Annotated in this window: 18 protein-coding genes and 1 riboswitch; of the genes, 8 read left to right on the plus strand and 10 right to left on the minus strand. The window is 75.8% G+C overall.

Translation table 11 applies throughout. From position 1 onward, the window contains the following. Positions 1-4 precede the first annotated feature (4 nt). From TEK04_RS02450 to TEK04_RS02465, 4 genes are read right to left on the minus strand one after another with little or no spacing between them, the layout of a single operon-like run. A complete protein-coding gene (locus tag TEK04_RS02450) occupies positions 5-1423 on the minus strand; it encodes an aminotransferase class V-fold PLP-dependent enzyme (RefSeq protein WP_336402717.1) in 1419 nt (472 codons plus the stop codon). Next, positions 1413-1748: a CHY zinc finger protein gene (locus tag TEK04_RS02455; protein WP_336402718.1), complete on the minus strand. Its 336-nt coding sequence runs from the start codon at positions 1746-1748 to the stop codon at positions 1413-1415. Before TEK04_RS02455 ends, TEK04_RS02450 begins: the two co-directional genes overlap by 11 nt. 14 nt (positions 1749-1762) lie before the next feature. After that, on the minus strand, positions 1763-2071 hold the full coding sequence (locus tag TEK04_RS02460; RefSeq protein WP_336402719.1) for an AzlD domain-containing protein: 309 nt from the start codon (positions 2069-2071) through the stop codon (positions 1763-1765). Then, positions 2068-2766, minus strand: a complete 699-nt coding sequence (locus tag TEK04_RS02465) for an AzlC family ABC transporter permease (RefSeq protein WP_336402720.1) — start codon at positions 2764-2766, stop codon at positions 2068-2070. Before TEK04_RS02465 ends, TEK04_RS02460 begins: the two co-directional genes overlap by 4 nt. Before the next feature lie 129 nt (positions 2767-2895). Between TEK04_RS02465 and TEK04_RS02470 the strand changes: the two genes are divergently transcribed. Next, positions 2896-4047: an Mrp/NBP35 family ATP-binding protein gene (locus tag TEK04_RS02470; protein ID WP_336402721.1), complete on the plus strand. Its 1152-nt coding sequence runs from the start codon at positions 2896-2898 to the stop codon at positions 4045-4047. Positions 4048-4075: 28 nt separating this feature from the next. On the opposite strand, the gene TEK04_RS02475 is transcribed toward TEK04_RS02470, so the two are convergent. The 4 genes from TEK04_RS02475 to sigE form a co-directional block, all read right to left on the minus strand. Further along, positions 4076-4453, minus strand: a complete 378-nt coding sequence (locus tag TEK04_RS02475) for a twin-arginine translocase TatA/TatE family subunit (protein ID WP_336402722.1) — start codon at positions 4451-4453, stop codon at positions 4076-4078. Positions 4454-4507: 54 nt separating this feature from the next. Further along, positions 4508-5959, minus strand: coding sequence for a S1C family serine protease (locus tag TEK04_RS02480; protein WP_336402723.1), 1452 nt, complete (start codon positions 5957-5959; stop codon positions 4508-4510). 113 nt (positions 5960-6072) lie between these two features. After that, positions 6073-6639 carry an anti-sigma factor family protein gene (locus TEK04_RS02485; RefSeq protein ID WP_336402724.1) on the minus strand — a complete coding sequence of 189 codons (567 nt, stop codon included), beginning with the start codon at positions 6637-6639 and terminating at the stop codon, positions 6073-6075. Further along, positions 6636-7214 carry an RNA polymerase sigma factor SigE gene (sigE, locus tag TEK04_RS02490; RefSeq protein WP_336402725.1) on the minus strand — a complete coding sequence of 193 codons (579 nt, stop codon included), beginning with the start codon at positions 7212-7214 and terminating at the stop codon, positions 6636-6638. The genes TEK04_RS02485 and sigE overlap by 4 nt, the downstream gene beginning before the upstream one ends. A gap of 218 nt (positions 7215-7432) precedes the next feature. On the opposite strand from sigE, the gene TEK04_RS02495 reads away from it, so the two are divergent. Further along, positions 7433-8107, plus strand: a complete 675-nt coding sequence (locus TEK04_RS02495) for an O-methyltransferase (RefSeq protein WP_336402726.1) — start codon at positions 7433-7435, stop codon at positions 8105-8107. Here TEK04_RS02495 and TEK04_RS02500 read toward each other — a convergent pair. Both TEK04_RS02500 and glgC read right to left on the minus strand, forming a co-directional pair. Further along, entirely contained in the window at positions 8104-8610 is a 507-nt protein-coding gene (locus tag TEK04_RS02500; protein WP_336402727.1) for a 2'-5' RNA ligase family protein, read from the minus strand. The two genes, TEK04_RS02495 and TEK04_RS02500, sit on opposite strands and share 4 nt — an antisense overlap. Continuing rightward, positions 8610-9833 carry a glucose-1-phosphate adenylyltransferase gene (glgC, locus tag TEK04_RS02505; protein WP_336402728.1) on the minus strand — a complete coding sequence of 408 codons (1224 nt, stop codon included), beginning with the start codon at positions 9831-9833 and terminating at the stop codon, positions 8610-8612. Before glgC ends, TEK04_RS02500 begins: the two co-directional genes overlap by 1 nt. Before the next feature lie 99 nt (positions 9834-9932). On the opposite strand from glgC, the gene TEK04_RS02510 reads away from it, so the two are divergent. The 6 genes from TEK04_RS02510 (at position 9933) to TEK04_RS02535 (ending at position 14033) form a co-directional block, all read left to right on the plus strand. Beyond that, a complete protein-coding gene (locus TEK04_RS02510) occupies positions 9933-10481 on the plus strand; it encodes a hypothetical protein (RefSeq protein ID WP_336402729.1) in 549 nt (182 codons plus the stop codon). Positions 10482-10523: 42 nt separating this feature from the next. After that, the gene (locus TEK04_RS02515; RefSeq protein ID WP_336402730.1) at positions 10524-11006 is read left to right on the plus strand and encodes a GNAT family N-acetyltransferase; all 483 of its coding nucleotides are present in this window, start codon (positions 10524-10526) and stop codon (positions 11004-11006) included. A gap of 42 nt (positions 11007-11048) precedes the next feature. After that, positions 11049-11288 (plus strand): AbrB/MazE/SpoVT family DNA-binding domain-containing protein, encoded by a 240-nt coding sequence (locus tag TEK04_RS02520; protein WP_336402731.1) that lies wholly within the window; start codon positions 11049-11051, stop codon positions 11286-11288. Beyond that, a complete protein-coding gene (locus TEK04_RS02525) occupies positions 11285-11704 on the plus strand; it encodes a PIN domain-containing protein (protein ID WP_336402925.1) in 420 nt (139 codons plus the stop codon). Before TEK04_RS02520 ends, TEK04_RS02525 begins: the two co-directional genes overlap by 4 nt. Positions 11705-11730: 26 nt before the next feature. Continuing rightward, the gene (glgA, locus tag TEK04_RS02530) at positions 11731-12903 is read left to right on the plus strand and encodes a glycogen synthase (RefSeq protein WP_336402732.1); all 1173 of its coding nucleotides are present in this window, start codon (positions 11731-11733) and stop codon (positions 12901-12903) included. A 44-nt stretch (positions 12904-12947) separates the two neighbouring features. Beyond that, positions 12948-13005: riboswitch (cobalamin riboswitch) on the plus strand. A 98-nt stretch (positions 13006-13103) separates the two neighbouring features. Further along, the gene (locus TEK04_RS02535; protein ID WP_336402733.1) at positions 13104-14033 is read left to right on the plus strand and encodes an ABC transporter substrate-binding protein; all 930 of its coding nucleotides are present in this window, start codon (positions 13104-13106) and stop codon (positions 14031-14033) included.

Consider the following 14033-nt stretch of genomic DNA (forward strand, 5'->3'; position numbering starts at 1 on the left):
CCGGTCAGCGGACCACGCGCAGCGTGCCCAGCGTGGGGTCGGCGGCGTAGGCGACCCGCACCCCGGCGTCCCGCGCGGCCAGCAGCGCGGCGGCGGCGGCGTCGGTGACCCGTTCGCCGGGGGCCAGCACGGGGATGCCCGGCGGGTAGGGCGCCACCAGCTCGGCGCACACCCGGCCGACCGCGGCGGCGAAGGGGACCGCCTCGGCGTCGGCGAAGAAGGCCTCGCGCGGGGGCAGCACCTGCTCGGGGTCGACGGCGTAGACCGCCGCCCCGACCACCGCCCGGGCCGGCCCGCGGCGCCGCCGCAGCGAGGCGGCCACGGCGTCGGTGAACCGCTGCAGCGTGGCGTCGTCGTCGGCCAGGGAGACGACGGCGACCAGCAGGTCGCGCTCGGCGGCCTCGACCGGCACGTCGGCGGCCAGCAGGTCCTGCTCGACGGCGACGCCGTCCGCGCCCGTGCCGGGCAGCAGGAGGACGAGCTTGAGCGGGTCGGTGCCCGCCCCGCCGAGCACGACCAGGCCGGGGACGGCGGCCAGCCGCTCGCGGGCCCGGCGGACGGCGGCGAGCGCGGCGCCCAGCAGCTGCTCCCCGTCGCGGGCCAGCAGCGCGCGGGCGGCATCGGTGCTGGCCAGCACGGCGCCGGCCGGGCTGGTGGTGGCGGTGGCCTCGACGCCGGCGTCCAGCCGGGCGGGGTCGACGAGCCGGGTGCGGGCCAGCACCAGGGCGGCCTGGCTCCAGGCCGGCAGCGTCTTGTGCGCGCTGGTGACCAGCACGTCGGCACCCAGCTGGAGGGCGTGCCGGGGCAGCTCGGGGTGGAACCCGAAGTGCGCCGCCCAGGCGCCGTCGACGACCAGTGGCACCCCGTGACGGTGTGCGACCTGCGCCAGCCCGGCGACGTCGCCGACCGTGCCGACGTAGGAGGGGTCGCCGACGAGCACCGCGACGGCGTCGGGGGCGGCGGCCAGCGCCCGGGCCACTGCGGCGGGCGGGACGCCGAGCGGCAGGCCGGTGGCCGGGTCGACGTCCGGCCGGACCCACACCGGGACCAGCCCGGCCAGCACCAGACCGAGCAGCAGGGAGCGGTGCAGCGTGCGGCTGACGACCACCCGGTCGCCGGGCCGGCCCAGCGCCAGGGCGACCGCCTGGTTGGCGTGGGTGGCCCCGCCGGTGGAGAACCGGCAGACGTCGGCGCCCCACAGCGCCGCGGCGCGGGCCTCGGCGTCGGCGAGCAGCCCGCCGGCGAGCTTGACGGTGTCCAGCCCGCCGTAGAGCGGAAAGTCCCCGGCCACCACGTCGCCGACCAGGTCGTGGCGCTGCTTGTGGCCGGGGATGGTGAACGGCGTGGGCGCCTGCTCGCGGAAGCTCAGCCAGGCGTCCAGCAGCGGGGCGTCGCCGCGCAGGCCGCGGGGGTCAGTGGGCACGGGCGGGCGGCGCGAAGTACAGGTGGTGGTGCAGCCGGCAGCCGGGGTTGAACCGCGCGGCGCAGTGCGGGCAGCCGTCGGCGACGACGTAGTCCTCGACCGACAGGGTGTGCCGGCAGACCCCGCAGACCACGGCGTGGGCCACCCGGTCGCCGGCGGGCCAGACGACGGCGGGGTGGTCGGCGCACTCGGCGTGGCACAGGTGGCAGCCCCAGTAGGGCGGGCAGCAGGCGAACCGGATGGCGACGACGTCGAGCTCGGTGCGGTAGTGGGCGCAGCGGCTCTGCTCGTCGACCAGCCGCCCGTCCAGCTCCACCTCCGCCACGCGCCGACGGTAGTTCACCCCAGCAGGTGGATGCCCGCCCCCGTGGCCCCGGCCAGCAGCAGGACGACGACGAACGGCGCGCGCAGCGCCAGGGCCAGCGCGGCCACCGCGAGCGCGGCCAGCCGGCCGTCCACCACCAGGTCCGACCCCGACGTCGCCGCCTGCACCGCCACCAGCGCAGCCAGCAGTGCGGCCGGCACGAAGTCCACCACCCGGCGCACCACCGGGTGCTCGACCCAGGCCGCCGGCACGCTCAGCCCGGCCAGCTTGAGCAGGTAGCAACCGAGGCAACCAGCCAGCACCGCGATCCAGGTGGCGCTCACCGCCGCCACCCCCCGGCCAGCGCCACCGCGGCCACGGCGGCGATGACCTGGACCCCGGCTGGCACGACCGGCGTCAGCGCCAGCGCGACCACCGCACCGCCGAGGGCCACCCGCCGCTGCGCCGCGGGTTCTGCCCACGTCCGCTGCAGCCGCGGCCACAGCAGCGCCAGGAAGGCGGCCGGGACGACGGCGTCCAGCGCGGCCAGCCACGGCCCGGTCAGCGCGTCGGCGCCCAGCGCGCCCAGCAGCGTGGTGACGTTCCAGCCCAGGAAGATCGACCCGCCCCCGAGGGTGAACGCCAGCCGGGCGTTGGCCCGGTCGGGCGCGGCCAGGGCCAGCGCGGTCGACTCGTCGATGACCAGGTGCGCCGTCCCCAGGCGCCGCAGACCGCGGGCCGGCTGCAGCAGCGGCACCAGCCGCACGCCGTAGATGGTGTTGCGGGTGCCCAGCAGCACGGCGCTGCCCACCGCGGCGAGCGCCCCACCCCCGGCGCCCAGGACACCGACCAGGGCGAACTGCGAGGCGCCGGTGAACATCAGCAGCGACAGCGCGCAGGCCTGCCAGGCGTCGAGCCCGGCGGCCACCGCCGCGGCCCCGAACGCGGCGCCGTAGAGGCCGACCGCCACCCCGAGGCCGAGGGCGTCGCGGATCGTCGCCCGGCGGGCGGCAGCGGCGTCGGTCACCTCGTCGGTCACGTGGCCCGACTCTAGGTCCGGTGCCGGACGTACAGTGGTCGGTGGCCTGCAGCGCGGGTCGCCGCCCTCCGGGGCCCGGGCGACCGCGACGACGCGGACCCCCATCGATGCGAGGAGACACACCACCGCATGTCCGAGACGCTGACCGGCACCCCGGCCGCCGACGCGGTCAACGCCGCCCTGGCCACCGTGCAGGATCCGGAGATCAACCGCCCGCTCCCCGAGCTCGGCATGATCAAGGACGTCCGCATCGGCGCCGACGGCCTCGTCGAGGTCGACGTCTACCTGACGGTCTCGGGCTGCCCGATGCGCGAGACGATCACCAGCCGCGTGACCGAGGCCGTGGGCCAGGTCGCCGGGGTCACCGGCGTCCGGGTCGGCCTCGACGTCATGAACGACGAGCAGCGCGCCGAGCTGCGCAAGACCGTGCGCGGCACCGACGCCCCCGAGGCCGTCATCCCCTTCGCCCAGCCCGGCTCGCTGACCCGCGTCTACGCGGTGGCCTCCGGCAAGGGTGGGGTCGGCAAGTCCAGCGTCACGGTGAACCTCGCCGCCGCGCTGGCCAAGCGCGGGCTCTCCGTGGGCGTGGTGGACGCCGACATCTACGGCCACTCCGTGCCGCGCATGCTGGGCGTCGACGACAAGCCCACCCAGGTCGACAACATGATCATGCCGCCGCAGAGCTACGGCGTGAAGGTCATCTCGATCGGCATGTTCACCCCGGGCAACACCCCGGTCGTCTGGCGCGGACCGATGCTGCACCGCGCGCTGCAGCAGTTCCTCGCCGACGTGTGGTGGGGCGACCTCGACGTCCTGCTCATGGACCTCCCCCCGGGCACCGGCGACGTCGCGATCTCGGTGGCCCAGCTGGTCCCCAACGCCGAGATCCTCGTCGTCACCACCCCGCAGCAGGCCGCCGCCGAGGTGGCCGAGCGCGCCGGGGCGATCGCCACGCAGACCCACCAGCAGGTCGTCGGCGTCGTGGAGAACATGAGCTGGCTCGAGCTGCCCGACGGCTCGCTTTTGGAGCTGTTCGGCTCCGGCGGCGGCCAGGCGGTCTCCGACGCGCTCACCACGACCCTGGGTGCGCGGGTGCCGCTGCTGGGCCAGATCCCGCTGGACACCCGGCTGCGCGAGGCCGGCGACGCCGGCGCCCCCATCGTCCTGGCCCAGCCCGACGCCCCCGCGGCGCAGTCGCTGGAGAAGATCGCCGAGGGGCTGGCCGTGCGCTCCCGCGGGCTGTCGGGGATGTCGCTGGGGCTCACGCCCGTCCGCCGCTGAGGGACTCGCCGGGGGGTTCGCCCAGGGGTCAGGTCGCGTCGGTGTCGTAGGGCGCCGGCCGCGACCGGTCCCGGGCGACCGGCGTCCGGCGGGCCGCGGTGGCCGCGCCCGCGGCGAGGCCGGCGCCGGCCGCGGGTGCCGCCGCCGGGGTGTCGCCGTCGCCCATGAGCTGGTCGCGGATGAACGTCTTCGGGTGGTACTTGCGCAGGTCCAGGTCGCGCAGCTGGTCGAAGTCGTCGCCGAGGCTGTCGTGCAGCTGACCGCGCACGCCGGTGATGGCCTCGCGGGCCTTCTTCAGGCCCTGCGCGGCGTCCCGGGCGAGCGTGGGCAGCCGCTCGGGGCCGAAGATGAACAGCGCGGCGAGCCCGAGGACGACGATCTCGCCCCAGCCGATCGAGTCGAACACCGCTCCCCTTCCGTCGTCACGCCGCCGACCACTCTAGGCAGCCGGTCGGCGCGGTCACGCCGTCGTGAGCGTGGCCTGCACCTCGGTCGAGGACGACCCGCCCCGCACCAGCTCGACGGTGACCGTGTCCCCTGGGTCCTTGCTGTCGACGGCCACCTGCAGCTCCTCGGAGCTGCCCACCGGCGCGCCGTCGACGGCGATGATCACGTCCTGCTCCCGGATGCCGGCCTCGGCGGCCGGGCTGCCCGGTTCGACGTTCACCACCAGCGCACCGTCGCGGGTGCCGTCGGTGACCGACCGCGCCTGCACGCCGAGCGAGGCGTGCACCGCGGTGCCCGTGCTGATCAGCTGCTCGGCGATGTCGCGCACCGTGTCGACCGGGATGGCGAAGCCCAGCCCGATCGACCCACCGGTGGTGCCGTTGCCACCCAGGCTGGCGATGGCGGTGTTGATGCCGATGACCGCGCCGGTGACGTCGACCAGCGCCCCGCCGGAGTTGCCCGGGTTGATCGGGGCATCGGTCTGGATCGCGTTGATCACGGCGTTGGTGTCGCTGCCCTCCCCCGACAGCCGGACCGGGCGGTCCAGGGCGCTGACGATGCCGCTGGTCACCGTGCCCGACAGCCCCAGGGGCGACCCGATGGCCACCACCGGGTCACCGACCACGACGTCGCCGCCGTCGGCCAGGGCAGCGGCGACCAGGCCGGGCTTGTCGACCTTGACGACGGCGAGGTCGCTCGCCGGGTCACGGCCGACGATCTGGGCCGGTGACCCGCTGCCGTCGGAGAAGACCGCTCGGATCTCGGCGCCGTCGACGTCGGCGGCGCCGGAGATGACGTGGTTGTTGGTGACGACGTAGCCGTTGTCGGCGTCGACGACCACGCCGGAGCCGGTCGCCCCGGACTCGCCGACCCGCACCTCGATGGAGACGACGGCGGGCCCGACCTGCTCGGCGATGCCGGCCACCGACCCGGGTTCCCGCGTGATGCCCGGCGACACCTCCGACAGCCGGGTGTTCGCGGTGATGAGGGGCTCCTGGTCGGCGGTGCGCCCGAGGTACCAGCTCACCGTGCCGCCCAGGGCGGCGACGAACAGCAGCGCCAGGACGGCGACGAGCGCCAGCGGCACCGACACGTCGGCCAGCCGCAGGCGGCGGCGTCCCGAGCGGCCGACGACGACCGGGCCTGGCTGGGCCGCCTCGTCGGCTTCCTCGGCGTACTCCGCGGGGCGGCCCAACCCGGCCGGGGCGTGCGGGTCGCGCCAGGGGTCCTGCGCGGCGTCGGCCTTCCACCAGGGCCCGCTGGCGGTGCGGCGCGGGCCGGGGCGACCACCGGGCGGGAGACCGAGACCGGTCTGCCCGTCGCGCGGGGCGAAGGCGCGCAGCACGGCCTCCGGCGGGGGCGCGAGCGGCGGGCGGGGCCGGGGCGTCGGGCGACCGCCGGCGAAGGGTCCGTCGACGTCGGCGGGGCGGCCGAAGGCTGCCTGCTGCTCGGGCGGCGGCGGCACCGGCCGGGTGCGCGCGGCCGGTGCGGACGGCGAGCGGTCGAAGGAGCCGTCGGTGCCCTCGGGCCGGGCGAAGGGCTCGTCGTCGGGCCCGGACCGGTCCTCGGGCGGCTCGGTCAGGGCGTGCCGCCCCTCAGGTCGGTACCGACGGTGACGGTGCGCACGACCGGGGGCACGACCTCGGTGCGCTCGACCGGCACGGCGTCGACCGAGCTGCCCGGGCGCGCGACCGGCGCAGCCGTCGCGCCGGTGGGCAGCGTGACCGCCAGCGCGACCACCCCGACGCCGATGCCGGCGAGCCCGGCGGCCATGCCGCGGCGCAGCCACCGTGCCTGACCCGGGCGGTCGGGGTCCTCCTGCGGGGTCAGCGGGGCGGAGAACGCGCCGCCGACGACCCGGTCGGGCCCGGCCAGCAGCGGGGTGGAGCCACCGAACCCGCCCGAGGAGGAGACGTCGGCGGTGAACGGGATGGCCTGCAGCCGGCTCAGCAGGTCACCGGGGACGGCGACGTCGCGGCTGGTGTGCAGGGCCTCCTTGGCCTCGCGCTGGGCCTCGACCGCCAGGCGGCACTGCAGGCAGCCGGTCAGGTGGCGGGCGGCCCGGCCGGCGGCGACCCCGGACAGCTCGCCGTCGACCAGGGCAGCAATGGCCTCCTGGGCCAGGTGGCTGGCGGGGATGTTCACCGGGTGCCCTCCTCGACCGCGCCGGGGCGCACACCGGGGGCGAGGTGGGCCAGCGCCTCGCGGAGCTGCACCCGGCCGCGGTGGATGCGGCTGCGCACGGTGCCGAGCTTGATGCCGAGCGTGGCCGCGATCTCCTCGTAGGTGAGGCCCTCGATGTCGCACAGCACGACGGCCACCCGGAACTCGGGGGACAGCGCGTCGAGCGCGGCCTGCACCTGGGGGTCCAGGTGGGTGTCGGAGTAGACCTGCTCCGGGCTGGGCGCGGTGCCCGGCAGCCGCTCGGTGTCCTCGGGCAGGGCGTCGAAGCGGATCCGCTGGCGCCGCCGCACCATGTCCAGGAACAGGTTGGTGGTGATGCGGTGCAGCCAGCCCTCGAACGTCCCCGGCGAGAACGACGCCAGCGACCGGAACACCCGGACGAAGGTCTCCTGGGTCAGGTCCTCGGCGTCGTGGGCGTTGCCCGAGAGCCGGTACGCCAGCCGGTAGACCCGCGCGGAGTGGTCGCGCACGACCTGTTCCCAGGTCGGGGCCACCCAGACGTCGGCGGCGGCGTCGGACACGGGGGGGACGGTCACCGCTCCAGGATCGCAGACCGCGACGGCGCCGACCTCCTGACGGGGGGCAGGTTCGGCGGCGGGGGACCCGGACGAGGGACGCTTCAGGCGCACGTCCGGTCCAACGGGTGGCGGGGTGCCCGGTGTTCCCGCCCGGGCGCCGGTCACAGGCGTCCCGCAGGCGCCGTCGGCACGCACTCGGTGCGCCACCGTGGCTGCCGGGCCACTACCCTCGCCCGGTGACCAGCCCCGCCGGACCACCGCCCCCGGGCGGGCAGACCGCCGACGCGGCGGCGTACGCGGACACCTTCGCCGCCGAGCCGCCCGCCCTCGCCCAGGCCCGCCACCGGGCCGAGGCCGCCGTCGACGCCCTGGGCACCGTCGCCCCCGTCGGTCCCGCGGTCGGCGCCACGCTCGCCGTGCTGGCCGCCGGTGTGGGCGCCCGCTCGGTCGTGACCGTCGGCGGCGGTGGCGGGGTGGCGGGGCTGTGGCTGCTGCAGGGCATGCGGAGCGACGGCGTCCTCACCGCCCTCGACGCCGACCCCACCGAGCTGCGCGCTGCCCGACGCACCTTCACCGACGCGGGGCTGCCCAGCGGCCGCACCCGGCTGATCTTCGGCACGCTCGTCGAGGTGCTGCCCCGGTTGTCCCCCGGCGCCTACGACCTCGTCTGCTGCGCCGGACCGCCGGCCGAGTACAGCAAGCAACTGCCGGGGCTGCTCGACCTCGTGCGCGTGGGCGGCTCGCTGGTCATGCACGGCATCAGCGCCTCGGCGGTGGGTGACCGTTCCCAGCGCGACCCGCAGACGGTGGCCTGGCGCGAGCTGGTGCGCGGGGTGAAGGACGACGAGGACCTCGTGCGCGCCGTCATCCCGGTCGGCGCCGGCCTGCTGGTCGCCACCAAGCGCGGCTAGGCCTCCGGCCCGAACGCGTACCGGGCCACCGGGTCCCAGGGCCCGCCGACGTAGCGCCACAGGCCCAGGCCCTCGGCGCGGACGGGGTAGGGCTCGAAGCCGGCGGCGAGGTCGTCGTGCAGGGCGCGGGCCGTCTCGGGGGCGACCTTGTTCTGCACCGTCACGTGCGGGTGCCGCCACTGCGCGTCCTGGCGGGTGAGCCACGGCGCCCACCGGCGGGCCAGGTCGGCCCGCAGCCCGGTGACGTCGTCCGAGCGCAGGTCGTAGGCCACCCCGCGGCCCAGCGACCGCAGCCCGCTGACCTCGACGTCGAACGGCGGCCGGGCGGCCGCCGTCCCCAGGTCGGCGCGGACGGCGTCCTCGTGCTCGCCGGGCACCGCGTGGAACAGCGTGACGTGCGCGCCCACCACGAGCCGGTCGGCCGGGAAGTGCCGGGCCCGCAGCTCGTCGAACCGCTGCTGGGCGTCGGCGGCCAGCAGCAACGTGACGACCAGGGGCTGCACTAGTCGACGATGGCGCGGGCGCCCTTGCCGAGCACGGTGACCCCGCCGGCGCTCACGTGGTAGCGGGCGCGGTCGGCCTCATGGTCGACGCCGATGCGGGCGAACGGCGGGACGACGACGTTCTTGTCCAGGATCGCCCGCCGCACGACCGCGCCCTCGCCGATGTGGACGCCGTCCATGAGCACGCTGTCCTCGACGTAGCTGGCGCCGTCGACCCGCACACCGGGGCTGACCACCGACCCGCGCACGGTGCCGCCAGCGACGATGACGCCCGCGCTGACCATGGAGTCCTCGGCGCGGCCGCCCAGCACGAACTTCGCCGGCGGCAGCTGCGGGGGCAGGGTGTAGATCGGCCAGCGGTCGTTGTAGAGGTTGAAGATCGGCGACACCGAGCGCAGGTCCATGTGCGCGTCGAAGTAGCTGTCCATGGTCCCCACGTCGCGCCAGTAGCCGTGGTCGCGCTCGGTGGCGCCGGGCACCTTGTTGGTCGTGAAGTCGTAGACCCAGGCCTCGCCCTTGTCGGCGAGCATGGGCATGATCGAGCCGCCCATGTCGTGCACCGAGGAGTCGTCCTCGGCGTCGGCGCGCAGGGCCTCCAGCAGCGCCTCGGTGGTGAACACGTAGTTGCCCATCGAGGCGAAGCTCTCCTCGGGCGAGTCCGGGAGCCCCGGGGGGTCCGCCGGCTTCTCCAGGAAGCTCTTGACCTTGCCCTCGGCGGTGGCGTCGATGACGCCGAACTCGGTGGCGTCGCGGCGCGGGACCCGCAGCCCGGCGACCGTGACGCCGGCGCCGGTCTGCAGGTGCTGGTCGATCATCTGGGCCGGGTCCATGCGGTACACGTGGTCGGCACCGAACACGACGACGATCTCGGGCCGGGCATCGTGGATCAGGTTCAGCGACTGGAAGATCGCGTCGGCGCTGCCGGTGAACCAGCGCGGGCCGAGCCGCTGCTGGGCCGGCACCGGGGTGATGTAGTTGCCCAGCAGGCTGCTCATGCGCCACGTGGTGGTGATGTGCCGGTCGAGCGAGTGGCTCTTGTACTGGGTGAGCACGGCGATCTGCCGGATCTCGGCGTTGACCAGGTTGGACAGCACGAAGTCGACGAGCCGGTAGTTGCCCCCGAAGGGCACAGCCGGCTTGGCCCGGTCCTGGGTCAGCGGCGAGAGGCGCTTGCCCTCTCCACCTGCCAGGACGATGCCGAGGATCCGCGGGCTGCCACGCATGTGGTGAAGGTAACGGCTGATCACCGCCGTCGCGCACCCGGTCGGCGCGGCATCACCCGTCCGCGGCACGGGGCGCCGGGGATAGGGGAAGCTGGTCGGGTGAAGCGCAGCCGACCCTCCTCCCGAGGCCTGGCGATGGAGGCCGCCCGCCGGGCCGCCGACATCGCCCTCGAACGCTGCCTGGCCGACCTGCGGTCGACGATCGGCGCCGACCGGGGACTGGTCGTCTTCCGGCTCCAGCGCGGCGGCGACGCGCTCGGGCTGGCCGGCGTCGACGTGGCCGTCGACGGCCGGGTGCAGGTGCTCACCCCGGTCGGGGAGCGGCTGGCCGACTGGACGGCGTTGTACGGCGACCTGCTCGAGGCCGTGGGCCGCTGGACCGGGACGCTGTGCCCCGAGGGCCTGGTCGTGGCCCTGGAGCCGCGGTCGGCCGACGTCGTCGGCTACCCGGGCGAGCACTGCGACCACTGGGACGGCGGGCCCGAGCTCGCCGTGGAGTACCCCGCGCCCGACCCGTTCGCGGCGTTCGAGGAGCCCCCCTACCCCCAGTGCTGCGCCGGCCACCGGGTGCACGCCGCCCTCGAGGCCCTGGGTGCCCCGGTGCCCAGCGTCCGCGGCGACTTCGACTGCGACGACCCCGAGGACTGAATCCCGCTCGACACCGTGCCGGCGACCCGGCAGCCTGCCCCGGTGATCGACGACGAGCCGTGGCGATGGCGGGCGCTGGCCGAGGACGACCAGGCCGACGTGCTGGCCGCCGTCCGCACCTGGTGGGGTGAGGACGGCGGGGGCGACGCCCGGGCGGTACTGCTCCCCCGGCTGTTCTTCCAGCACTTCGGGCCGACCAGCTGGACAGTGCGCGACGACGGTGGCCGGCTCGTCGCGTTCCTCGTCGGCTTCGTCTCGCAGACCGACCCGACCGTCGGCTACGTGCACTTCCTCGGCGTCTCCCCCGACGTGCGCGGCACCGGTCTCGGCCGGGCGCTGCACGACCGGTTCGCGGCCACCGTGCGGGACCTCGGCTGCACGTCGGTGCGGGCGATCACGTCGGTGGGCAACACCCGCTCGCAGGAGTTCCACCGCCGCCTCGGTTTCGTGGTCAGCGACCCGGTGGACGACTACGACGGCGCCGGCGGCGCCCGCGTCTGCTTCAGCCAATCAGTCGACGACTGAGCGGGCAACGCTCGAGTGGCATTCCGTTGGTAGCGTGATGCCATGGAGACCACGATCGACGGGGCCGGGCGACTCGTCGTCCCGAAGGCACTCCGTGATGCGCTGGGACTGACCCCCGGGGCCACCGTGGACATCTCGCTGTACGGCGGCGGCCTGCAGGTGGTCCCCGGCGGTCGAGCTGCGAGGCTGGTCGACATCGGCGACGGCAAGCTCGCCATCGAGACCGACGGCCCCGTGGACGACGACCTGATGTTCGGTCTCATCGACGAGGGTCGGCGCTGACCGGCCACGAGGCCGACTGCGCGGTCGACACCAGCGTCGCCGTCCCCGCGTTGCTGATCGCCCATCCGTGGCACGCCACGGCGCAGCGCACCCTCTCCGGTCGCCGCCCGGCACTCACCGCGCACTCCGCGGCCGAGACCTACAGCGTGCTGACGCGGATGGGCCGCGCGGCCGACGCGGCAGACGTCGTGCGGGCCATGGCCTCCCAGTTCGTGAGTCCGGTGGTGCTGAGCCCCGAGGTCGCTCGTCTCGTGCCGGATCGGCTCGCCGCGGCCGGCGTCGTCGGTGGCGCGGTGTACGACGCGCTGGTCGGGCTCGCCGCTCACGAGGCGGGCCTCCCGCTGATGACGCGGGACGGACGTGCCCTGGCGACCTACGCCGCACTCGGCGTCCGGGTGGAGCTGCTGCCCGCCTGATCGCTCGGCACACTAGGTTCACCGGCATGCGCGTGGGAGTCGTCACCCGGGAGTGGCCGCCGGACGTCTACGGGGGTGCCGGCGTCCACGTCGAGCACCTGGTCGCCGCCATGCGGGGGCTGGAGGCCGGGCCCGAGATCGACGTCCACTGCTTCGGGGGGCCCCGCGCCGACGCGACCGCGCACGCCGTCCCGGCCGGCCTGGCCGAGGCCAACGGCGCGCTGCAGGCGGTCGGGGTCGACGTCGAGATCGCCGCGGCGCTCGCCGGGTCCGACGTCGTGCACTCGCACACCTGGTACGCCAACCACGCCGGGCAGCTGGCCAGCCTGGTGCACGGCGTCCCGCACGTGGTCACCGCGCACTCCCTCGAGCCGCGCCGGCCGTGGAAGGCCGACCAGCTCGGCGGGGGCTACCGGCTGTCCAGCTGGGTCGAGCGCACCGCCTACCTGGCCGCCGACGCGGTCATCGCGGTGAGCCACGGCATGCGCACCGACGTGCTCGACGCCTACCCCGAGCTCGACCCCGACCGGGTCCTCGTGGTCGGCAACGGGGTCGACGCCGAGGCGTACCGGCCCGTCCACGACGACGACGTCGTCCGCTCGGTCGGTGTCGACCCCGACCGGCCCTACGCCCTGTTCGTCGGCCGGATCACCCGGCAGAAGGGCCTGGTGCACCTGCTGGCCGCCGCCGAGCAGCTGCCCGCCGAGGCCGGTCTGGTGCTGTGCGCCGGCGCCGCCGACACCCCCGCGGAGCGGCAGCAGGTCGCCGACGCCGTCGTCGAGCTGCAGCGCCGCCGCGACGGCGTGGTCTGGATCGAGGAGATGCTGCCCCGGCAGAAGCTGGTGCCGCTCATCACCGGCGCCACGGTGTTCGTCGTCCCCTCGGTCTACGAGCCGCTGGGCATCGTCAACCTCGAGGCCGCCGCGTGCGGCACCGCCGTCGTCGCCTCAGCCGTGGGCGGCATCCCCGAGGTCGTCGCCGACGGCCGCACCGGCCTGCTGGTGCCCTACGACGAGCACGACCCGGCCGCCTTCGCCGCCGGCCTGGCCGCCCGGATGTCGGAGCTGCTGGCCGACCCCGACCGCGCCGCCGGCATGGGGGCCGCCGGCCGCGACCGGGTGCTCGCCGAGTTCGGCTGGCCGGCCATCGCCGAGCAGACCGTGGCGGCGTACGAGCGGGTGCTCGCCGCGCGCGGGTAACGTGCCCCTGCCGGCCGTGGGGCCGGTGACGAGGTGGGAGCGAAGCCGGTGCGAGTCCGGCGCTGTCCCGCAACTGTGAGGGCCCGTGGGGCCCGAGCCAGGTCGCCTGCCGCCCCGTCCTGCCACCGACCCCCGTGGAGCGGGTCGCGCAGTCGGGGCTCCCCCGTCGGCGGTCCGTCTCCCCCGCCGCAGGAGCGCCCGTGCCCCGTCGTCCGATCCTCGTCGTCCTCCTGGGGGCGGCGCTCGCCCTCGCCGGCTGCTCCGGGGGCGCCGACTCCCCCGCGACGCCGTCGGCGTCCTCCTCGACCGCGGGCGACGCCGGCTTCCCGGTCACCGTCAACGGCGACACCGGCGAGCTCACCCTCGACACCGCGCCCGAGCGGATCGTGTCCATGTCGGCCACCGCCACCGAGGACCTGTTCGCCATCGGCGCCGGTGACCAGGTCGTGGCCGTCGACAGCACCTCGACCTACCCCGCCGAGGCGCCGGTCACCGACCTGTCGGCCTTCACGCCCAACGCCGAGGCGATCGCCGGGTACGAGCCCGACCTGGTCGTCATCAGCGACGACGTCGACGGGCTGGCCGCGAACCTGGGCACCCTGGGCATCCCGGTGCTGCAGCTGGGCGCCGCGGAGTACCTGGACGACGCCTACGCCCAGATGACGACGCTGGGCGAGGCCACCGGGCACCGCGACGCGGCCGCCGACCTGGTGTCCACCACGCAGGACCGGATCGACGCCGCGGTCGACGCGGCGGGCGGCGCGGGCGAGGGCCTGTCGGTCTACCACGAGCTCGACCCCAGCGGGTACGCCGCCAGCAGCGCCACCTTCGTCGGTGGCCTCTACACCCTGTTCGGGCTGACCAACATCGCCGACGGCGCCGGCGACGGCACCGGCTACCCCCAGCTGTCCGCCGAGTACGTCGTGGACGCCGCCCCCGACCTGGTCGTCCTCGCCGACACCGTGTGCTGCGGCCAGGACGCCGCGACGCTGGCCGCACGTCCCGCCTTCGACACGCTGCCCGCGGTCCGCGACGGCCGGGTGCTGGCCGCCGACGACGACATCGCGTCCCGGTGGGGTCCGCGCATCGCCGACCTCGCCGAGCAGGTGTCGCAGACCCTGCAGGGCTGA

Origin of the sequence: Klenkia sesuvii, assembly GCF_037083825.1 — a bacterium.
GTDB lineage: Bacteria > Actinomycetota > Actinomycetes > Mycobacteriales > Geodermatophilaceae > Klenkia > Klenkia sesuvii.